Genomic DNA, 19,844 nt, shown 5'->3' with positions numbered 1-19,844 from the left:
GAATGCAGAAAGATTTGGAGAAACTGTAGAGCTGGATCAAATTGTCCTGCCAGCCCTCCTCGCCCAAGAGACCATGTGGCGCACCAAAATTCTCCGGCAGAAAATCGCGATAGGTCTCATCGAGGATGAGCCAGATGCCGTTTTTTCTGCACACGTCGAAGATCGCTTTTAGCCGTTTTGGTGGATAGATAGCACCGGTCGGATTGTTCGGTGTGACAAGCGCCAGCGCACGGACGTCAGGTGTCAGGGCACGCTCGACGGCCTCTACCGTCGGCACGAAGCCATCGGCGGAATCGCAGGCGACAAAACCGGTCTTAATGCCCAGCATCGACAATGTGGTTTCGTGGTTGAAATAGAACGGATCACTCATCAGGACCGTGTCGCCCGCCGCCGCAACGGCCATGGCCGCGCAGATGAAAGCCTGGTTGCAGCCAGATGTGACGTGAATGTTGCCGGCGCCGATCCTTGCGTCATAAAGTTCTGACACGTGCGCCGCATAAGCTTCGCGCAACGATGTTTCCCCTTCGATCGGTCCGTAATTCGTATAAGCAAGGGACGAAGCCGCCTCGCCCAACCATTGCAGCAGATCCGCATGCGGCGGATAGCCTGGCACCGCCTGTGAGAGGTCGATCAGCGGGCCATGGCCGCCGCGATAGGATTTGCCCCAGGCTTGCACCGCCGGTATCGGTGGCGGCGACAAGCGGGTGACGAGCGAATTGAGCAAAGCAGCGGTCATAGTAAAGTCCTAACGGATATCAATCTTGACCCGGCGCTTTTGCGAGCGGTCTGGGCGTTTCGGGCGTGTTGTCGGAGCAATGGGCGGCGAGGCGAGACGTTCCGGCGCGCTGACCTTGCCATTGCGGCGGCGGATGATCCGGCGCGCCGACGTTTGCGGTTCAGTGATCGTGTCGGTCTCGAGCGAGGCAAAGAGCCAGTCGATGAAAACCTTCACAATGGGCGCATTGCGTACCTCGTTGCGACAGGCGACATAAAAGGCGTTGTTCGCCGGAACCGTCAGGTCGAAGGGGACGATCAACTCCCCCTTGGCAATAAGGTTGCTCGCGGTAATGGTATCTCCCAGTGCAACACCTTGACCATAAAGTGCCGCCTCGGTCGAGAGCCGCGCATCACTCATGAAATGCTGCGCACCACGTGCATGCTCGGTAGCATCGGCAGCGGCCAGCCATGTGTTCCACTCGCGGCCATCATCCCCATGCAGCAGCACGTGATTGCGCAGGTCGCGCACCGACCGGAGCGGTCGCATGTTGAGCAGTGTAGGACTGGCCACCGGGAAGAGCTTCAGCGTGGTCCACAGGCGTATCCAGCAATCCGTCCAGTTGCCATGGCCATAGAGCACGCAAACATCGACATCCGCCGAACGCAGGTTGTCGGAGTCGTTCGAGGCAATCAACGTGAGCCTGATATCGGGATATTGTTCGGTGAATTGATTCATGCGCGGAATGAGCCACAGCGACAGCAGCGCCGGGACGCAGGTTACGGTCAGTTCACCACTCGTCGTCGGGCGTTTGATTAGCGCGGTCGTGCTTGCTATGTCCTCGAACGCCCTCGAAACTGTCGGCAGGAGTAGGGCGCCTTGCGGCGTCAGCTTCAGGCGCTGCGCACCGCGTTCGAACAGCTGGACATCAAGAATAGCCTCCAATGCCTTTATCTGGTGGCTGATTGCGCCATGGGTCACATTCAGCTCACGTGCCGCCGCGGTCACGGAGCCATGCCGCGCCGTCGCCTCGAAGGCGCGCAAGGGGTTAAGAGGGGGCAAGCGGCCTAGCGTCATGCGATTCCATTAGCGGTCAAACGAAGCAAAGTCATGTGAGAATTTTTCACAAGATATGCTATAACAATGTCAATTGCTTTTCCATTCGTTTTGTAACGATAATACGTCAAAGAGGCAAAAAGCCCGGGGAACAGAGAGCGACGGATTTCTCGCCACCTTTCACATCGAATCCGCTCCTACCGGCCCCGCGCACGAAGACAATGGGATACTGTCATGGCATCATGGGACGAAAAGAAGCTGAACGAGCTGCGTGTCAAATATGGCGAAAGCCATGGGGGCGAGCTGTTCGATCCGACATTCCGCAAAGTTGCAGACAAGATTTTTTCCAAGAGCGGCACGCGCCTCGCACCCTATGCCGGCGTTCCAACCTTTCTGACCGCGCCCCATATGCCGGTCGATGCCGCCAGCCCGGATTTCGGCAATCTGCAGGTCGCCATGGTTGGCGTGCCAATGGACCTTGGCGTTACCAACCGCACAGGCTCACGCTTCGGTCCACGTGCGCTGCGTACCATCGAACGCATCGGACCTTACAATCATATTCTTGAGTGTGCGCCTGTGTTCGACCTGCGCGTTGCCGATATCGGCGATGTACCCTTCGCAAGCCGCTATCGGCTTGAGCAGAGCCACGACGATATCGAGCGCCGCATCAATCAGATTGTCGATGCGGGCGTCGTGCCGCTTTCCGTTGGCGGCGACCATTCGATCACGCATCCGATCCTCAAAGCCGTTGGCAAGAAGCGGCCGGTCGGTATGATCCATATCGACGCACATTGCGATACAGGCGGCGCTTTCGACCAGACGAAGTTCCACCATGGCGGCCCCTTCCGCAACGCGGTTCTTGACGGCGTACTCGACCCGAGCCGCACCATCCAGATCGGCATTCGAGGCTCGGCGGAATATTTGTGGGAGTTCTCATACGAGTCCGGCATGACCGTCATCCATGCGGAAGAAGTAACCGGTCTTGGCATTCCAGCCATCATCGAAAAAGCACGGGCGATCATCGGTGACGGACCAACGTACCTTTCCTTTGACGTAGACAGTCTCGATCCAAGTTTTGCTCCTGGCACCGGTACGCCGGAAGTCGGCGGCCTGACGACGCGCGAAGTGCTTGAACTCCTTCGCGGTCTCAAGGGTATCAATCTCGTTGGCGGCGATGTGGTGGAAGTTGCGCCGCAATATGATGCGACAACGAACACGGCCCATGCTGGAGCACAGGTGCTCTTCGAAATCCTCAGCCTGATGGTGTTCAGCCCATTTGTTCAAGGCAAGCGCTGACGCCCATGAGATTACCAAGCCAACGGACGATGAGGAACCGAATGGCGTAATGGCCGGATTGTCCTCATCGATCACATAATAACAATGAAGGGGAATAAAATGACAATCTACAAGACACTGCGATCATCCTTTGCCGCCTTGCTGCTACTCAGCGGCGCGAGCATTGGCATTGCAACAAATGCGGCCCATGCCGATGCCATCGATGATATTACCAAGGCCGGCGTCCTCAATGTCGGCGTTTTCTCTGATTTCCCGCCCTTTTCTTCAGCCAGCGCCGACATGTCGCTGAAAGGCTATGATATGGATGTGGCGCAGGCTCTCGCCGATACGCTGAAGGTCAAACTCAATCCGGTCAGCGTGACCGGACAAAACCGCATACCCTACCTTACGGAACACCGTGTCGACCTTCTGATGAGTGTTGGCTACAGCAAGGAACGTGAGCAGGTCATCGATTTCGCCGCCGCCTACGCGCCATATTACATTGCCGTAATCGGACCGAAGGCTCTCGAGGTGAAGGGCAAGGACGATCTTGCCGGCAAGAGCATCGCCGTCAATCGAGGTACTCTCGAGGACACGTCTCTGACTGAGGTCGTTCCGGCCACCGCCGACGTCAAGCGCTTCGACAACTACAACTCGGTCATCCAGGCGTTCATTTCAGGTCAGACCCAGCTCATGGTCGTCGGCAACGATGTCGGCGCTCAGGTTCTCGCCCGTCAGGAAGCCCTTGCTCCGGAACAAAAATTCCAGCTTTTGACATCACCATCACACATCGCGCTCAATAAAAAAGAAGATCGTCTCAAGCAGGCCATCAACGATACCGTTGCCAAGATGCTGACCGATGGAAGCCTGAACAAGAGCTCGGAAGCCTGGTTGAAGACACCGCTCAATCCTGAAAACCTCAAGGACTAAGCGGTGGGCTACGCGCTCGACTTTGGCTGGTTGAATGGCGCGGTTGGTATGATCGCCAGTGGCGCAGCCATGACGATCTTTCTGATCGCCGTGACCTCCGTCATCGGCACGATCCTCAGCATTTTCGGAGCGGCTGCCCGGCGCAGCCGCCACCCGATTCTGCAAAAGGCGGTTGCCACCTATGTCGAGCTCATACGCAATACACCCTTTCTGGTGCAGCTGTTCTTCATCTTCTTCGGCCTGCCTAAGCTCGGTATACGGCTTGATCCGGTCGTGGCCGCAATGCTGGCAATGACGCTGAACATGGCCGCCTATACCACTGAGATTGTTGGGGCTGGTCTCGACGCTGTCCCGAAAGGCCAGAAAGAAGCTGCCGCAGCCTTGGGCCTTCAGCCCTGGCTCGTATTCGTCAAGATTATCCTGCCACAGGCGTTGAAAGTCATTTTCCCCGCCCTTACCAGCCAGATCGTCATCATGATGCTCGAGTCGGCTGTCGTCTCTCAGATCGCGGTGCGCGAGCTCACCTATGAGGCGGATATGCTGCAGGCCCGAACCTTCCGTGCCTTCGAAACCTATTTCATCGTGACCCTGGTCTATCTCGGGATGAGCATTGGCCTTCGCCGTCTGCTGTTTGCTGCCGGACGGCGTACCATTGCCGGAGGCTTGGCATGATCGAGTTCACCTTCTGGGACATATTGCGCAACCTCCTGCTGGCGGCTCGCTGGACGATCCTCCTGTCCATAGTTGCCTTTGCCGGTGGCGCGATTGCTGGAGTGGCAATCCTGTTGTTGCGCATATCCAAGCGGCGCTGGGTGCGGCGCGCTGCAGAATATTATATCGGCCTCTTTCAAGGTACGCCGCTGCTGATGCAGTTGTTCCTGCTGTTTTTCGGTCTGCCACTGTTAGGTTTCCGGATCGAGGCTTGGACCGCCGCCGTTTTGGGGCTGACCCTGTGCGCCAGCGCCTATCTCGCCGAAATCTGGCGGGGCGGTGTGCAGTCACTGCCAAACGGCCAATGGGACGCGGGGAGCAGCCTTGGTCTGCACTATTTTGCGCAACTGCGGCTCATCATCCTGCCGCAAGCCTTCGCGATTACCCGTGCACCGACAGTTGGCTTTTTGGTACAGCTGATCAAAAGTACAGCGCTGACCTCCATCATCGGGTTCGAGGAACTGGTGAGAACCTCGAATGCAATCAACAACGCAACTTTTGAACCTTTTACCGTCTACGGGTTGGTAGCACTGATCTATTTTGTTCTGTGCTACCCGCTGACGCGCTATACAAAGATATTGGAGCTTCGCACCGCAAAGCAGCATTAAATAGCGGGCCGAAACTAGACAAAAACACAAGTGGGAATCAGCCAGAAAACTGGCCAAAAAGGAGATATGAGAATGGACAATATTCTGAAAAAAAGCGTCAGCCGCCGCGCCGTGCTTGGCACCGGCGTCATGGCCTCCGCGGTCCTGGCAATGCCCAATATTTTGCGAGCGCAGGACAAATCTCTCAAGGTCGGCGTCTATGGCGGCTACTTCAAGGATTCGTTCGACAAGAACATCTTTCCGGAGTTCACCAAGGCGACCGGCATTACGGTTGAATCCGTAGCCGAGCCAACCGGCGAAGCCTGGCTGGTACAGCTTGAACAGGCCGCAAAAGCCGGCGCAGCGCCTGCAGATATTTCGATGATGTCGCAGGTGGCAATGCTGAAGGGCCAGACGACCAAGCTGTGGACCCCGCTCGACATGGCGAAGATCCCGAACGCGAAAAACCTGATTGACCGTTTCGTCAACAAGTATCCGGATGGGGGCGTTGCAGGCATCGGTGCCGTTTCGTGGTATATCACGCTCGTCACCAACACCGACGTCTACAAGGAAGCCCCGACATCATGGGCTGCCTTCTGGGACAAGGCCAATGCCGACAAGCTCGGCCTGCTCGCGCTCGTTTCCAACTCTTTCTTGCTGGAAATAACAGCAAAGACGTTCTTTGGCGGCACCAATGCCCTCGATACAGAAGAGGGCTTGCTAAAGGCTTTCGACAAGCTGGCCGAGGTTAAGCCGAATGTCCGCCTGTGGTACCGCGATGAAGCACAGTTCGAACAGTCGCTGAAATCTGGCGAAATCCCGATGGGCCAATACTACCATGACGTAACGGGCCTCGCCGCAGCGGAAGGTCACCCGGTCCGCTCCACCTTCCCGAAGGAAGGCGGCGTTCAGGACTCCGGTTGCTGGGCCCTGTCACGTGCATCGAAGAAGGTTGAGGAAGCGCATGTCTTCATCGACTACATGAGCCAGCCCGCAATTCAAGCGACACTGTCGCGCAAGGTCGGCACGTCGCCGACGGTCAAGCGTGAACTGCTCGATCTGAATGAAAAGGAATTTGCTGCGGTCTCGTCGGATATCGAGCCCATCATTCCGCGCTACGATCTCTACACCACCAAGGCAGACTGGCTGAACCAGAAATGGACCGAACTGATCGTCGGCTAGGTTTCCCATAATGCACCACCCTCCTCTACCAGAGGAAAGGTGGTGCAGACGATAATCGAAGAAATGAGGGACCGATGTCCGGACTGGTTTTAAACAATGTCACCAAGCAATTCGGGACATTCACCGCAGTCGAGAATGTGCACCTTTCGGTACCGCATGGCACCTTCGTGTGCCTGCTTGGGCCGTCGGGCTGCGGCAAGACCACCTTGCTGCGCATGATTGCCGGCCTTGAAGATCCGACAAATGGCGCAATCCTTCTTGATGGCGCAGACATCACTGGCGTCCCCACGCATAAACGCAATCTCGGCATGGTGTTTCAATCGCTGGCACTGTTTCCGCATTTGAGTGTCGGGGAAAACATCGCCTATCCGTTGCGCATTCGCGGCGCCAGCCGGGAAGAGCAAAAGAAACGCGTTGACGAGCTGCTGGCCCTTATTCACCTTCCCGGTTATGGCGACCGACCCGTGTCGAAACTGTCGGGTGGCCAGCGCCAGCGCGTTGCCATTGCTCGAGCCCTTGCGCTTTCGCCCAGGCTCTTCTTGCTCGACGAACCGCTATCCGCCCTCGACGCAAAGCTGCGCGAGGCCATGCAGGTGGAACTGCGTCAGCTTCAGCAAAAGCTCGGCATCACGACTATTGTGGTCACCCATGATCAGCGTGAGGCTATGACCATGGCCGATACGGTCGTGGTCATGAATGGCGGGCACATCAGGCAGGCTGCCTCGCCGATCGAAATCTACCGGAAACCCGCCGATACCTTCGTTGCCGATTTCATCGGCTCTACAAACCTGATCGAGATACAAGCGGACAGCTCCGGCGCCGCGACCATATTTGGTCACCGGGTTCAGGGACTTGCACTCCCGGCGGGCACGCAAAAAGCCACGATATCCGTGCGCCCCGAAGACGTGCATCTGACTGCGCCGGGCAATGGCGCGATCGATGGAACAGTGACCTTCGTCCGCGATCTCGGCGGCACGATCGAGACCTTCGTTGAGGCCGGTGGCAAGGAGATTATTGCTGTCTCGACGCCGCGCGAGCGGCCCGAAGTTGTTGCCGGACAGATAGTAGGTATCTCGCTCTCTCCTGATGTTTGTGTGGTCTTGAAGCAATGAAGCGCGAACCCCCTCAATCCATTGCCGACTATGGGCCGCTGTTCTTCCCGGCAGGGATGTTGCTCATTTTCTTTGTCGTGCCGTTCGGCACGATGATCGCCGTCAGCTTTTTCCAGCGGCAGGAGGGCGGGTTCTACACGCCGGCCTTCGTCTTCTCCAACTACGAGCGTTTTCTCAGCGCCTTCTTCGGCGGCGTGCTTGGCTTCTCGTTGATGCTTGCCGTAACAGTCGCCATCTGCTGCGTCGTGCTGGCACTGCCATTCACCTATCTCCTTTCCAGACTTACCCGCCGCCTGCAGGTGTTCTGGCTTGTGGCGCTGCTCTCCGTGCTTTCGCTGTCGGAAGTTATCATCGGCTTTGCCTGGTCAACCCTTCTCTCGCGCACGGCCGGTCTCAGCAATCTACTTGTAAAGATCGGCGTCCTCGATCAGGCTGTCGCGTTGTTCCCGAGTTTCGGTGCGGTGCTCACCGGCATGGTCTATCAGGCCCTGCCCTACACGATCCTCGTTCTGTATCCCGCTATCGTACGGCTCGATCCGACCCTGATGGAAGCTGCACGAACGCTTGGCTCTTCGCCGATCCGTGCCTTCTTCAACGTGCTGGTGCCTGCCCTGCGAAACACGATCATGGCGACACTGATCATGGTGTTCATCTTCGCGCTCGGCTCCTATCTTTTGCCGCAAATTCTCGGTCGTCCGCAACACTGGACGCTTTCGGTACTCATCACCGACCAAGCGATCTATCAGTCAAATATGCCGTTCGCGGCGGCGATGGCGGTATTTCTCGTGCTTGTCACCCTCGGGCTCGTGGCGCTCACATTGCTTATCGGACGCAAAGGAGAAAAGGCATGATCCACTGGCTCAAGCGCTTTTATTTCCTGGTGATCGGGCTGTTCCTCTCTTTGCCGCTGATTGTCGTGGCTGGTGTGTCGGTCAATGCCAAGCAGACACTGGCTTTTCCGCCACAGGGTTTTTCCCCCAGCTGGTATGGTGAGATCTTTACCAATCCCGAATGGCGTGCCGCGCTCATCGCGTCAGTCGTTCTGGCAACGACCTCTGCTGCTTTGGCGGTACTGATTGCCTTGCCGCTCTCGTGGTTCCTCTGGCGGCGGATTGCACCCTGGGCGAATATCTTCCAGGTGCTCGGCATCGCCCCGTTCACACTGCCGCCTGTCATCACTGCGCTCGGCCTTCTGACATTCTGGGCAACCACCGGCTTCTATGGTCAGCCCTGGACCGCTGTCATCGGCCACGCAATCTTCTTCGTGACCCTGCCACTTGTTACGCTTTCACTCGGATTTTCTGCCATCGACCGCTCCTTCGTTGAAGCTGCCGCAACCATGGGCGCCAATGACCGCACCATATTTCGTACAGTTGTCCTGCCGTTGATCATGCCCTATCTGGTTTCCGGCTATGCCTTCGCCTTCGTTCTGTCGCTCAACGAATATATCGTTGCCTATATGACTGTTGGCTTCACACTTGAGACGCTGCCGATCAAGATTTTCAATGCACTGCGCTATGGTTATACGCCAACGATGGCTTCCGTCACGATCCTGTTTGTCTTCACCGCCGCTACGATCTTCTCGCTCGTTGCGAAATTCGGCGATCTGCCCAAGCTGCTTGGCGCCATGGCTTCGGATGATTCATGATGCGTATCGCAGCACTGCAAATGCAATCAGTTCCTGGTGATGTACAAGCCAATCTCGCACGCATCGAAGGCGCCGCTATCGAGGCGGCGAGAGGTGGCGCTGATCTCCTGATCACACCAGAGCTTGGCCTCACCGGCTATGGCGCTGGCGAAGCAATCACAGCATTGGCAGAGCCTGTGAATGGCGACCAACTCAGGGCACTGCAGGCGATTTCATCCGCAAACCGAATTGTGATTATTGCTGGTTTTGCGGAACGTGATGAAGCAGACGTTTATAACAGCGCGGCGTTTGTAGACGGCGATAATAGACCTGCGATTTACCGCAAGTCGCATCTTTACGGCAATTACGAACGCTCGCTGTTCAAACCCTCCAATCCCGCCAATTGCATTGTCGAGATGGGCGGGCTGAAACTCGGCATGCTTATTTGCTACGATGTGGAGTTTCCAGAGAATGTTCGCCGGCTGGCTCTTGGCGGCGTTGACATGGTCCTCGTGCCGACCGCCCTCCCCGCTGGCCCTTCCGGCACCTTCATCGCCAATCACATGATTCAGGTGCGGGCCTTCGAGAACCAGATTTTCATCGCCTATGTCAATCACGCCGGCGCTGATGAACGGTTTACGTTTGCCGGGAACTCACGCGTAGCCGCGCCGGATGGCAGTTTGTTGAGTGCTTGCTACGATGATGCTGAACAGCTGATCTTCGCAGATATCGATCCTGCCGCCTTTACCGTATCTAGCGACAACAATTCCTATCTGAAAGACTTGGGTTCAGCATGACCGAAACAATCGAAACAGACGTACTCGTTATCGGAGCCGGCATTGGCGGTGTTGGCGTCGCCGCTGCGCTGGCAGATACCCATCAGGTCGTGATGATCGAGCGCGAGCACCAGCCTGGCTATCATTCGACTGGACGCTCCGCCGCTATCTTTCTTCCCAATTACGGCAATGACGTCATTCGCGGGCTCAATCACGCGAGCGCGCCGATGTTCGAACAACGTGACATCAGCCTCTTCCCGGAGCCGTTGCTGACGCCGCGTGGATCGCTGACCGTGGCGGATGAAAGCGGCGTTGAGGCTTGCGAGGAATTTATCCGCGATGGCGTCGGTGTAACGGCGGTCGACATCGATCGCGCGATTGACATGGTTCCGATCCTCAACCGCGATTATATCAAGGCAGCATGCTATCAGGCAGCCGCATGGGATATCGACGTCAACGCGTTGCATCAGGGCTGGCTGCGCAAAGCGACGGCACGCGGCGTTAAGCTGTTTACCAAATCCGAAGTCCTCAGTGCCAAGCAAGTGGCAGGTGAATGGCAGGTGGCGACGGCGGAGCGACTATTCCACGCCAGGGTCGTGATCAATGCTTCCGGCGCATGGGCAGACAGCACTGCGGCGCTTTTCGATGCCAAGCCCCTCGGCCTCACGCCCATGCGCAGGTCCATCGCCGTACTGCCCGCTCCGGAAACCCATGACACAAGAGGTTGGCCGCTGGTCGACGACGTGAACGAGACCTGGTATATGAAACCGGACGGTGGGAGGCTCTTTGTTTCGCCTTGCGATGAGACGCCGGTTGAGCCACACGATGCCTTCGTCGATGACATGATCCTTGCCGAAGGCCTGTATCGCTACGAGCAGGCAGTTACCACACCGGTCACTCGTGTCGAGAGCAGCTGGGCGGGTTTGCGCACCTTCGCACCTGACCGGACGCCGGTGGTGGGATTCGACAGCAAGGTGGACGGGTTCTTCTGGCTCGCCGGACAGGGTGGCTACGGTATACAGACCTCTCCGGCCCTCTCAGTGCTTGCTGCTGCCCTTATCAGCGAGCGAGCACCTGATGTCATGGTTGAAGCGCTGCTTCCGAGGCTTTCGCCCGCTCGCTTTGCCTGATCAGTCCAAAAGCGGCTGACCGGCAAAGATTGCGGTCTGGCTTTCCAGTTCTGACTTGATGAAATTGCTCAAGGCGCGGATGCGCGGCGTACTGACAATATCTTCGTGGCAGATCAGCCAGTAATCGCGATTGAGGTGGAGCTCCTTGGGCATGACCGGCACGAGTTCAGGATAGTTGCTGGCTATGAAATAGGGCAGGATGCACAGGCCAAAGCCCGATCGCGTCGCGCTCAGCTGGGCGAAAATACTGGAGCTCTGATAGGACGCACGAAGGCCCGGTAAAATCTCACGCATATAATCGAGGCCGGGTGTAAAGATCATGTCCTCGATATAGCCGATGAAACGGTGGCTGGAGAGGTCGGACTGCTGCCTGATCGCTGAGTGGCGGGAGAGATAATCCTGTGATCCATAAATGAACAGGCGGTAGGGCATCAGCTTTTCCTGATAATAGGGGCCCGTACGCGTGGCATGCAGGGTGATCGACAGATCCGCTTCGCGCCGCGACAGCGACACAATCTGCTGAATCGTCACCATTTCGATGGAAAGGCCGGGGTAGGACTGCGCCATCATTGGCAGGCGGTCAGCCAGGAAAAAATTGGCAAAGCCTTCCAAGATACTGAGGCGGACCACGCCGCTCAGCGAAATCGTCCCCCCGGATGCTTCATTCTGGAAGCGATCGGCCTCGCGCTCCATGATCTCGGCAGTCTCTATCAGCTTCTCGCCGAGCGCGGTCAGAATATATCCACGCGGGTTGCGCTCGAACAAACGCGCTGACAAGGCCTCCTCCAGCCGGTCGATGCGCCTTGAAACAGTCACGTGGTTGGTACGTAGCCTTCGTGCTGCAGTGGTCAATTGGCCCGCACGGGCAACAGCGAGAAAATACTGCAGATCGTCCCAGGTAAACTGACGCATCACTCCTCGCCGTGTGTCTGTACATTTTTGTACTTATTGTGTGCAAAAATAGATGTTTGTGTACCTATTTGTCAATGTTACAGTTTTTTCAACATCGTGGTTGCCGGTCGGAAGAAACAAGGCAATCATGGGTTAAATTTTGTCTGGCCTGAAAAACGCAAGTGGCTGGATTGAGGAGGTAATCGAACCGAGGGAGCGTGGACGGGATCCGCGTGGCTGTTTTCGGGCATTTTCAATTGAGCCGTTCTGTCCGCGACAGTTCATCATATGATGATCCTGTGAGCGGTAATTCTTTGGGAGGAGATACGAATGCGACTATTAGCAATTGCAACCGCGGCCCTGATGGCGGCGACGGTCATTCCTGCCGCAAGCGCGGAAATTTCCGACGGCAAGGTCAAGATCGGCATTTTGAACGATCAGTCGGGCGTTTATGCGGATTTTGGGGGTAAGTGGTCCTATGAGGCGGCCAAAATGGCTGCCGAGGATTTCGGCGGCAAGGTACTGGATGCACCTATCGAAGTTATCTCCGCCGACCATCAGAACAAGGCGGACATCGCCGCCAATATTGCTCGCCAATGGTACGACACAGAACAAGTCGACTCCATCATGGAACTGACCACTTCATCGGTGGCGCTCGCCGTCCAGGGCATCTCCAAGGAAAAGAAGAAGATCGACCTGGTAACTGGTGCCGCCACCACGGAATTGACTGGCAAGCAATGTTCGCCTTACGGCTTCCATTGGGCCTATGACACCCATGCCCTCGCTGTCGGCACCGGCGGCGCGCTGGTTGCGCAAGGCGGCGACAGCTGGTTCTTCCTAACTGCGGATTACGCGTTCGGTTACTCACTTGAGGAGCAGACCAGCAAATTCGTGACCTCTAAGGGCGGTAAAGTGGTTGGTTCCGTCCGCCATCCGCTGGCAACAGCGGATTATTCTTCATTCCTGCTGCAGGCTCAGTCGTCCGGCGCCAAGGTAATCGGCCTCGCCAACGCCGGCTTGGATACAGCCAATGCCATCAAGCAGGCCGCGGAATTCGGCATCGTCTCCGGCGGTCAACGCCTTGCTGCCCTGCTCTTCACTCTCTCGGAAGTGCATGGTCTCGGTCTTCAAGCGGCGCAGGGGCTGACCCTCACCGAAAGCTTCTACTGGGATCGCGACGATCAATCGCGCGAGTTCGGCCAGAAATTCTTCAAGCGCACTGGCCGTATGCCGAACATGATCCAGGCAGCCACCTATTCCGGCGTGACGCAATATCTAAAAGCCATTCAGAAAGTTGGCACTGATGATACCGAAAAGGTTGCTGCGGCAATGCATGAGATGCCTGTCGACGATGTCTTCGGGCGCGGCGCCAAGGTCGGTCCCAACGGCCGCTTGATCAGCGACGTCTACCTGATGGAAGTCAAGAAACCGGATGAGAGCGAGGTACCATGGGATTACTACAAGGTACTTGCGACCGTACCGGGCGATGAAGCCTATATGAAGCCAGCCGAAAGCGGCTGCCCGCTGGTGCAATAGCGTATGACCGTTTCGCTAAATGATACGAGTTTCGGGGGAGGACGAGCCTTCCCCGGTGCTGCTGACGATCAAGGATCGCGAGTGGTTCTGTCCGCCCGTGGTCTGCGCCGCGATTTTGGCGGCTTCATTGCCGTCAACAATGTTGATATCGATGTGCACCATGCCAAAGTGCATGCCCTGATTGGTCCGAACGGTGCCGGCAAGACCACGGTCTTCAACCTCCTGACCAAGTTTCTGCAGCCGTCAAGCGGAACAATCACACTGCTTGATCATGACATCACGAAGACCGACCCGGCCAAGGTGGCCCGCATGGGTCTGGTCCGCTCCTTCCAGATTTCCGCCGTGTTTCCGCACCTGACCGTGCTCGACAATGTCCGCGTTGCCCTGCAGCGCCCCGGTGGGCTATCGACGCAATTCTGGCTACCCACGCGTTCGCTGAACCGGCTCAATGAACGGGCAATGGAACTGATCGAAGCCGTCGGGCTGCAGGATGCACGCAACAATCAAGCTGCGGACCTTTCCTATGGTCGCAAGCGCGTGCTTGAAATCGCTACCACCTTGGCGCTCGATCCAAAGGTGCTACTGCTCGATGAACCAATGGCTGGCATGGGTCACGAGGATGTGCATATCGTTTCCGACATCATTCGCGAGGTCGCGAGAGACCGGGCCATCCTGATGGTCGAGCACAATCTGAAAGTCGTCGCTGATCTGTGTGACAAGGTGACGGTGCTCCAGCGCGGCGAAATCCTGACCTCTGGCGACTATCGCACCGTCAGCCAGGATGAGCGCGTGCGTGTGGCCTATATGGGGACTGAACATGAGTGACACGCTCCTTTCTGTCCGCGATCTTCATGCCTGGTATGGCGAAGGTCATGCGCTGCATGGTATCAATCTTGATATTCATCAAGGCGAGACGGTGACACTGCTCGGCCGCAATGGCGTCGGCAAAACGACAACGCTGCGCTCCATAATGGGGATCATCCGCAAGCGCACGGGCACCATAAATTTCAATGGCAAGGACATGATGCACGTGCCGCTGCACCGCACTGCCCATGCCGGTATTGGCTTCGTGCCTGAAGAACGCGGCATCTTCGCTACCCTGTCGGTTGATGAGAACCTCAATCTACCGCCAATCGTCGCGAAGGGTGGCATGTCGATTGCCGAAATCTATGAGCTGTTTCCCAACCTCAAGGAGCGGCGCAACAGTCCAGGCACGAAGCTTTCCGGCGGTGAACAGCAGATGCTGGCGATTGCCCGCATCCTGCGCACTGGCGTCAAGCTGTTGCTTCTCGACGAGCCGACAGAAGGCCTTGCCCCCGTAATTGTTCAGCGCATCGGCGAAGTGCTGGTGACACTGAAACAGCGAGGCATGACCATTCTGCTTGTCGAACAGAATTTCCGTTTTGCCAGCAAGGTCGCCGATCGCTTCTATTTGGTCGATCACGGCAAGATCATCGACAATTTCCATGTCAGGGAGCTGCCGGACCGCATGACCATGCTCAACGAAGCCTTGGGGGTCTGATGATATGATCATGATCTTTGGCGTTCCACTCCAGGCGTTTCTCGGACAGCTGCTCATCGGCCTGATCAATGGCTCGTTCTACGCAATGCTCAGCCTTGGCTTGGCGATTATTTTCGGCCTGCTTCGCGTCATCAATTTCGCACACGGCGCCCAATATATGCTGGGTGCTTTCGCCGGCTATCTGTTGCTGGCAGAGTTCGGCATTGGTTACTGGCCGGCGCTCATCCTCGCTCCTTTGATCGTTGGTCTCGCGGGTGCCTTTATCGAACGCGTCGCGCTATCGCGCCTTTATAACCTAGACCATCTCTATGGCCTGCTGTTCACGTTCGGGCTCGCACTCGTGATCGAAGGTACATTCCGCTATTATTACGGTGCGGCCGGACAGCCCTACGCGGTGCCTAGTGCATTGACTGGCGGTTATAATCTCGGCTTCATGTTCCTGCCGAAATACCGCGCATGGGTGGTCCTCGCCTCGCTCATCATCTGCCTCGGAACATGGCTACTGATTGAGAAAACCCGCCTCGGTTCCTACTTGCGCGCCGCGACCGAAAACCCCACGCTCGTGCGGGCCTTTGGTATCAACGTGCCCCTGCTCCTTACCTTCACTTATGGTCTTGGCGCCGGTCTCGCCGGCCTCGCAGGGATCATGGCGGCACCGATCTACCAGGTCAGCCCGCTTATGGGCTCGAACATGATCATCGTTGTGTTTGCGGTTGTTGTTGTCGGTGGCATGGGATCGATTCTTGGCGCCATTGTTACTGGCTATATGCTGGGAATTTTCGAAGGATTGACCAAGGTGTTTTATCCGGAGGCTTCGAACATCGTCATCTTCGTCATAATGGCGATCGTGCTTCTCGTGCGTCCCGCAGGCCTGTTCGGGAAGGAGGCATGATATGACCGACACCACCATCTCCACTTCGAAGGGCCGGTTCCTCACCCTTGAGATGGCGCTGATCCTCATCGGCATTGTCCTGCTGGTCCTCGCGCCATTCCACTTCTACCCGGTCTTCCTGATGAAGGTTTTGTGCTTTGCCCTCTTTGCCTGCGCCTTCAACCTTCTCCTCGGCTATACTGGTATTCTTTCCTTCGGCCATGCGGCATTCTTTGGCGGCGCCGCTTATTTCACGGCTCATGCGGTCAAGGAATGGGGGTTCTCGCCAGAGCTGGGCATTCTTGCTGGTGTGGCTGGCGCAACGATCCTTGGGCTGATCATCGGCTTTTTTGCTATCCGCCGTCAGGGCATCTACTCGACGATGATCACGCTCGCCCTGGCACAGATGTTTTTCTTCTTCTGCCTGCAGGCCGGATTCACCCATGGCGAAGACGGAATCCAGGGGGTGCCACGAGGCTATCTCTTTGGCTTCATCGACCTAAACCAACCGCTGAACATGTATTTTTTCGTGCTTACAGTATTCCTGATCGGGATTTTCATCATCTGGCGGATCATCAATTCGCCTTTCGGCATGATCCTCAAATCAGTCCGCGAGAATGAGAACCGTGCTATATCGCTTGGCTACTCGGTTGCACGTTATAAGCTCGCCGCTTTCGTCATGTCTGCAGCGCTGACCGGTCTGGCGGGTGGGTTGAAGGCAATAGTCTTCCAGTTCGCCACGCTGACCGACGTCAGCTGGCAAATGTCCGGCGAAGTGGTGTTGATGACACTGCTCGGCGGTATCGGGACCCTCGTCGGCCCAATCTTCGGAGCCGCACTCGTTGCTGCGCTGGAAAATTATCTCGCTACGTCTGAGTTCCCGGTTACCGTCATTACCGGCATCATCTTCATGGTTTGCGTCCTGGTGTTTCGTCGCGGCATAATTGGCGAGCTCTATGCCTCGCGCATGGGCAAGATGCTCGAAAGCAAACCGGACAACTGACAATGTCATCCGCTTACGACTACATAATCGTCGGAGCGGGCACGGCGGGCTGCACGCTCGCCAACCGCCTTTCCGAAAACAGGGACGTCTCCGTTCTTTTGATCGAGGCCGGCGGCAAGGATAATTATCCCTGGATTCACATCCCGGTCGGCTATCTCTATTGTATCTCCAACCCACGGACTGACTGGTGCTTTTCCACCGAGGCCGAGGCCGGGCTGAACGGCCGCACACTGGAATATCCGCGTGGCAGGGTGCTGGGTGGATGCTCATCGATCAATGGCATGATCTATATGCGCGGTCAGGCACGTGACTATGATCTGTGGCGTCAGGATGGTTGCACAGGATGGGGCTGGGACGATGTCCTGCCCTATTTCAAAAAATCGGAAGACTATTATCTCGGCGCCGACGATTTCCACGGTTCGGGCGGCGAATGGCGTGTCGAGGAAGCACGACTGCACTGGGACATTCTCGATGCATTTCGTGACGCTGCCGAAGCTGCCGGCATACCGCGCACTGATGATTTCAACCGCGGCGACAATGAGGGCTCATCCTATTTCAAGGTGAACCAGAAGCGCGGCATTCGCTGGAGCACCGCGAAAGCTTTTCTGCGCCCTGCCCGCAAGCGACCCAACCTGACTGTCGAAACCGGTGCGCACGTGCGCAAACTTATCTTCGATGGATTGACGGTGAAGGGCGTAGAGTTCGAGCAGGCGAGCTCCATCCGTTCGATCCAATGCCGGCGCGAGGTCATACTCGCGGCAGGCGCCATTGGCTCGCCGCATATTCTCGAACTGTCGGGCATCGGCCGTGGTGATGTCTTGCAGGCGGCAGGTATTGAACCAATTCTCGAGCGGCGCAGCGTCGGCGAAAACTTGCAGGACCATCTGCAGCTACGTTGCGCGTACAAGGTCACCGGCATTCCAACCCTCAATGAAAAGGCGAACCGGCTTCTCGGCAAAGCCTCGATCGCATTGGAATATCTTCTCAACCAGTCCGGCCCCATGTCGATGGCGCCAAGTCAGCTCGGCGTATTCACCCGTTCCGATCCGTCGTTCGCAACTGCCAACCTGCAATATCATGTGCAGCCGCTGTCGCTCGAAAAGTTCGGCGAGAATGTCCATGCCTTCCCGGCATTCACGGCAAGCGTTTGCAACCTGCGTCCCGAGAGCCGTGGCACCGTGCATGTCAAATCGCCAGATCACCGCTCACAGCCGGCGATCAAGCCCAACTATCTGACCACGGCAGGCGATCGCCACGTGGCGGCTGATTCAATCCGCATCACCCGTAACATTGTCGCCCAAGGACCGATGCAGCGGTTCAGCCCCGAAGAGTTCAAGCCGGGTTCAGGTTACCAGACGGAAGAAGAGCTCATAGAAGCCGCCGGTGCGATCGGTACGACGATCTTCCATCCCGTAGGCACGTGCCGGATGGGTGCCGATCCGGAATCTGTCGTGGATCCGCAATTGCGCGTACGCGGTATTCAGGGCCTGCGCGTGGCCGATGCCTCAATCATGCCATCGATCACCTCAGGTAACACCAATTCGCCGACGATCATGATCGCTGAGAAAGCTGCAGAAATGGTCGCGAAGGGATAACGTCGCCACGAACTGTGCGCAATCGTTCCCGATTGCCGCACGTTTATTTCAATGACACGTATTTTCGCCAATCGTGCTCCTCCTGGAAACCGAGAATTTCCCGCGCCTTGCGGTTAGACAGGGGCGCCTCGAATTCACCAAGCTCGCGCCGGATTGGGACACCAGTGCAATACTTCGCCAGAAACTCCCGCGTGGGAATCGTCGCTGTGATCGTATCGTTGACCGCGTTGAAGACCTGAAAGCCGAGCCCGTCCTTGCGGATCGCCAGATCCACGATCTGGCCAAGGTCACGAGCGTCGATATAACTCCAGGCATTGCGCTTGCGCGACATCGGATCGGCGAGGAAGGCGGGAAAGCGATCATATTCATGCGGTTCGATGACGTTGCCAATGCGCAGTGCATAGATATCGGCGCCGGTGCGCATGGCGAAAGCGCGCGCGGTCTTTTCATTCACCAACTTGGACAGGCCGTAACTATCCATCGGATCGACATCATAGTCTTCCTCAAGTGGAAAATGATGAAAATCCTTGTCGCCCTCGGCAAAGCAGACGCCATAGGTAGTCTCGCTCGAGGCTATGATGACCTTCCTGATCCCGAGCTTAACGGCAGCTTCAATGACATTGTACGTGCCCATCGCATTGACGCGAAACGTCTCGTTGTCGGGCTTGATTAGCACACGTGGCACCGCTGCAAAATGCACGACAGCGTCAATTGGAGCTGGCCCTGTCCCAGTCTCGAAGCCTTCAAAGCCGAAGTGGCTGGACAGGGCGTTGAACATCTCGCCACTATCGGCGATATCGGCGATCAGCGTATTGACACCAGGTTGATCGAGTGGAACGAGATCGACGTTCAGGACATCGTAGCCTTTACCCACGAGATAGGGGACGACGTGACGCCCTGCCTTGCCAGCGCCGCCGGTGAATACGACCCGCTTTTTCATTTCAGTGTCTCCTTGAAAAATCAACATTCCGACATCTGCGTTCAAGACCAAACCCGAACGTTCTGCCACTGATATGCTCCACCTTTGTCCGGTGATCTCAGCGAATTAGCGCAATCGTGATGCTCTCACTCGCTTTGACGGAACTTACGCAGTCGGTCGAACAGAACCGCCAGCAAGATGGCGCCGCCGATGAAGCAGCCCTGCCAGAACGCATTTATCCCGAGCAGACCAAGGCTATTGCGAATAACTTCGATCAAAGCTGCCCCGACGAGTGCGCCTAGCGCTGTCCCGACACCGCCAGCCAAGGCAGCTCCGCCAATGACGGCGGCGGCGATCACCTGCAGTTCAAGTCCAGTGCCGATATTGGTTGTGATCGCGCCAAGCC

The 19,844-nt window shown here is 56.9% G+C and carries 20 protein-coding genes and 1 pseudogene; 16 read left to right on the top strand and 5 right to left on the bottom strand.

Annotated elements, in window-relative coordinates; translation table 11 throughout:
- Window positions 1-736: aminotransferase class I/II-fold pyridoxal phosphate-dependent enzyme (locus AAAC48_RS02510; RefSeq protein WP_340652657.1), on the bottom strand; the 736-nt coding region annotated here is incomplete at its 3' end.
- Between the two features lie 9 nt (window positions 737-745).
- A complete protein-coding gene (gene gcvA, locus AAAC48_RS02505; RefSeq protein ID WP_340652656.1) occupies window positions 746-1,792 on the bottom strand; it encodes a transcriptional regulator GcvA in 1,047 nt (348 codons plus the stop codon).
- Window positions 1,793-2,005: 213 nt separating this feature from the next.
- Between gcvA and speB the strand changes: the two genes are divergently transcribed.
- The 10 genes from speB to AAAC48_RS02455 all read left to right on the top strand — a co-directional run bounded on the left by speB (window position 2,006) and on the right by AAAC48_RS02455 (window position 11,101).
- Window positions 2,006-3,067: an agmatinase gene (gene speB, locus AAAC48_RS02500; RefSeq protein WP_340652655.1), complete on the top strand. Its 1,062-nt coding sequence runs from the start codon at window positions 2,006-2,008 to the stop codon at window positions 3,065-3,067.
- Between the two features lie 99 nt (window positions 3,068-3,166).
- Window positions 3,167-3,976: a transporter substrate-binding domain-containing protein gene (locus tag AAAC48_RS02495; RefSeq protein ID WP_340652654.1), complete on the top strand. Its 810-nt coding sequence runs from the start codon at window positions 3,167-3,169 to the stop codon at window positions 3,974-3,976.
- A gap of 3 nt (window positions 3,977-3,979) precedes the next feature.
- Window positions 3,980-4,648, top strand: a complete 669-nt coding sequence (locus AAAC48_RS02490; RefSeq protein ID WP_340652653.1) for an amino acid ABC transporter permease — start codon at window positions 3,980-3,982, stop codon at window positions 4,646-4,648.
- Window positions 4,645-5,295, top strand: coding sequence for an amino acid ABC transporter permease (locus tag AAAC48_RS02485; protein ID WP_340652652.1), 651 nt, complete (start codon window positions 4,645-4,647; stop codon window positions 5,293-5,295). The genes AAAC48_RS02490 and AAAC48_RS02485 overlap by 4 nt, the downstream gene beginning before the upstream one ends.
- Window positions 5,296-5,376: 81 nt before the next feature.
- Window positions 5,377-6,456, top strand: coding sequence for an ABC transporter substrate-binding protein (locus AAAC48_RS02480; protein WP_340652659.1), 1,080 nt, complete (start codon window positions 5,377-5,379; stop codon window positions 6,454-6,456).
- A 74-nt stretch (window positions 6,457-6,530) separates the two neighbouring features.
- A complete protein-coding gene (locus AAAC48_RS02475) occupies window positions 6,531-7,568 on the top strand; it encodes an ABC transporter ATP-binding protein (RefSeq protein ID WP_340652651.1) in 1,038 nt (345 codons plus the stop codon).
- The gene (locus tag AAAC48_RS02470) at window positions 7,565-8,419 is read left to right on the top strand and encodes an ABC transporter permease (protein WP_340652650.1); all 855 of its coding nucleotides are present in this window, start codon (window positions 7,565-7,567) and stop codon (window positions 8,417-8,419) included. The genes AAAC48_RS02475 and AAAC48_RS02470 overlap by 4 nt, the downstream gene beginning before the upstream one ends.
- The gene (locus AAAC48_RS02465; protein WP_340652649.1) at window positions 8,416-9,216 is read left to right on the top strand and encodes an ABC transporter permease; all 801 of its coding nucleotides are present in this window, start codon (window positions 8,416-8,418) and stop codon (window positions 9,214-9,216) included. Before AAAC48_RS02470 ends, AAAC48_RS02465 begins: the two co-directional genes overlap by 4 nt.
- Window positions 9,213-9,992 (top strand): carbon-nitrogen hydrolase family protein, encoded by a 780-nt coding sequence (locus AAAC48_RS02460; RefSeq protein WP_340652648.1) that lies wholly within the window; start codon window positions 9,213-9,215, stop codon window positions 9,990-9,992. The genes AAAC48_RS02465 and AAAC48_RS02460 overlap by 4 nt, the downstream gene beginning before the upstream one ends.
- On the top strand, window positions 9,989-11,101 hold the full coding sequence (locus tag AAAC48_RS02455) for an FAD-binding oxidoreductase (RefSeq protein WP_340652647.1): 1,113 nt from the start codon (window positions 9,989-9,991) through the stop codon (window positions 11,099-11,101). Before AAAC48_RS02460 ends, AAAC48_RS02455 begins: the two co-directional genes overlap by 4 nt.
- Here the strand turns inward: AAAC48_RS02455 and AAAC48_RS02450 are convergent, their stop codons facing one another.
- Entirely contained in the window at window positions 11,102-12,013 is a 912-nt protein-coding gene (locus AAAC48_RS02450; protein ID WP_340652646.1) for a LysR family transcriptional regulator, read from the bottom strand. It lies immediately after the preceding gene.
- 309 nt (window positions 12,014-12,322) lie between these two features.
- On the opposite strand from AAAC48_RS02450, the gene AAAC48_RS02445 reads away from it, so the two are divergent.
- Genes AAAC48_RS02445 through AAAC48_RS02420 form a run of 6 tightly spaced genes read left to right on the top strand, consistent with a single transcriptional unit; the run spans window position 12,323 to window position 18,519 of the window.
- Complete coding sequence (locus tag AAAC48_RS02445) at window positions 12,323-13,528, top strand: ABC transporter substrate-binding protein (protein ID WP_340652645.1); 1,206 nt, start codon at window positions 12,323-12,325, stop codon at window positions 13,526-13,528.
- Window positions 13,529-13,531: 3 nt separating this feature from the next.
- A complete protein-coding gene (locus tag AAAC48_RS02440; RefSeq protein WP_340652644.1) occupies window positions 13,532-14,353 on the top strand; it encodes an ABC transporter ATP-binding protein in 822 nt (273 codons plus the stop codon).
- Window positions 14,346-15,050, top strand: a complete 705-nt coding sequence (locus tag AAAC48_RS02435; protein ID WP_340652643.1) for an ABC transporter ATP-binding protein — start codon at window positions 14,346-14,348, stop codon at window positions 15,048-15,050. The genes AAAC48_RS02440 and AAAC48_RS02435 overlap by 8 nt, the downstream gene beginning before the upstream one ends.
- A gap of 4 nt (window positions 15,051-15,054) precedes the next feature.
- Window positions 15,055-15,942 carry a branched-chain amino acid ABC transporter permease gene (locus tag AAAC48_RS02430; protein ID WP_340652642.1) on the top strand — a complete coding sequence of 296 codons (888 nt, stop codon included), beginning with the start codon at window positions 15,055-15,057 and terminating at the stop codon, window positions 15,940-15,942.
- 52 nt (window positions 15,943-15,994) lie between these two features.
- Entirely contained in the window at window positions 15,995-16,924 is a 930-nt protein-coding gene (locus AAAC48_RS02425) for a branched-chain amino acid ABC transporter permease (protein ID WP_340652658.1), read from the top strand.
- A gap of 2 nt (window positions 16,925-16,926) precedes the next feature.
- Entirely contained in the window at window positions 16,927-18,519 is a 1,593-nt protein-coding gene (locus tag AAAC48_RS02420) for a GMC family oxidoreductase N-terminal domain-containing protein (protein ID WP_340652641.1), read from the top strand.
- A gap of 43 nt (window positions 18,520-18,562) precedes the next feature.
- Here AAAC48_RS02420 and AAAC48_RS02415 read toward each other — a convergent pair whose 3' ends face one another.
- Window positions 18,563-19,459, bottom strand: coding sequence for an NAD(P)-dependent oxidoreductase (locus tag AAAC48_RS02415; RefSeq protein WP_340652640.1), 897 nt, complete (start codon window positions 19,457-19,459; stop codon window positions 18,563-18,565).
- Window positions 19,460-19,584: 125 nt separating this feature from the next.
- Window positions 19,585-19,844: pseudogene (locus AAAC48_RS02410) on the bottom strand (ABC transporter permease); the annotation flags it as partial.

The organism is Phyllobacterium sp. (genome assembly GCF_037994405.1).
Lineage (GTDB): Bacteria > Pseudomonadota > Alphaproteobacteria > Rhizobiales > Rhizobiaceae > Phyllobacterium.
Note: the sequence above shows the minus strand (reverse complement) of the source record. Positions and strands in the feature narration are given on the sequence as shown.

What these genes read in the sequence shown, in the direction of transcription:
- AAAC48_RS02475 (WP_340652651.1), top strand. Translation starts at nt 6,531, where the DNA reads ATGTCCGGACTGGTTTTAAACAATGTCACCAAGCAATTCGGGACATTC.
- AAAC48_RS02450 (WP_340652646.1), bottom strand. Translation starts at nt 12,013, where the DNA reads ATGCGTCAGTTTACCTGGGACGATCTGCAGTATTTTCTCGCTGTTGCC.
- AAAC48_RS02455 (WP_340652647.1), top strand. Translation starts at nt 9,989, where the DNA reads ATGACCGAAACAATCGAAACAGACGTACTCGTTATCGGAGCCGGCATT.
- AAAC48_RS02465 (WP_340652649.1), top strand. Translation starts at nt 8,416, where the DNA reads ATGATCCACTGGCTCAAGCGCTTTTATTTCCTGGTGATCGGGCTGTTC.
- AAAC48_RS02430 (WP_340652642.1), top strand. Translation starts at nt 15,055, where the DNA reads ATGATCATGATCTTTGGCGTTCCACTCCAGGCGTTTCTCGGACAGCTG.
- AAAC48_RS02495 (WP_340652654.1), top strand. Translation starts at nt 3,167, where the DNA reads ATGACAATCTACAAGACACTGCGATCATCCTTTGCCGCCTTGCTGCTA.
- AAAC48_RS02440 (WP_340652644.1), top strand. Translation starts at nt 13,532, where the DNA reads ATGACCGTTTCGCTAAATGATACGAGTTTCGGGGGAGGACGAGCCTTC.
- speB (WP_340652655.1), top strand. Translation starts at nt 2,006, where the DNA reads ATGGCATCATGGGACGAAAAGAAGCTGAACGAGCTGCGTGTCAAATAT.
- AAAC48_RS02460 (WP_340652648.1), top strand. Translation starts at nt 9,213, where the DNA reads ATGATGCGTATCGCAGCACTGCAAATGCAATCAGTTCCTGGTGATGTA.
- AAAC48_RS02470 (WP_340652650.1), top strand. Translation starts at nt 7,565, where the DNA reads ATGAAGCGCGAACCCCCTCAATCCATTGCCGACTATGGGCCGCTGTTC.
- AAAC48_RS02420 (WP_340652641.1), top strand. Translation starts at nt 16,927, where the DNA reads ATGTCATCCGCTTACGACTACATAATCGTCGGAGCGGGCACGGCGGGC.
- gcvA (WP_340652656.1), bottom strand. Translation starts at nt 1,792, where the DNA reads ATGACGCTAGGCCGCTTGCCCCCTCTTAACCCCTTGCGCGCCTTCGAG.
- AAAC48_RS02415 (WP_340652640.1), bottom strand. Translation starts at nt 19,459, where the DNA reads ATGAAAAAGCGGGTCGTATTCACCGGCGGCGCTGGCAAGGCAGGGCGT.
- AAAC48_RS02425 (WP_340652658.1), top strand. Translation starts at nt 15,995, where the DNA reads ATGGCGCTGATCCTCATCGGCATTGTCCTGCTGGTCCTCGCGCCATTC.
- AAAC48_RS02435 (WP_340652643.1), top strand. Translation starts at nt 14,346, where the DNA reads ATGAGTGACACGCTCCTTTCTGTCCGCGATCTTCATGCCTGGTATGGC.
- AAAC48_RS02445 (WP_340652645.1), top strand. Translation starts at nt 12,323, where the DNA reads ATGCGACTATTAGCAATTGCAACCGCGGCCCTGATGGCGGCGACGGTC.
- AAAC48_RS02485 (WP_340652652.1), top strand. Translation starts at nt 4,645, where the DNA reads ATGATCGAGTTCACCTTCTGGGACATATTGCGCAACCTCCTGCTGGCG.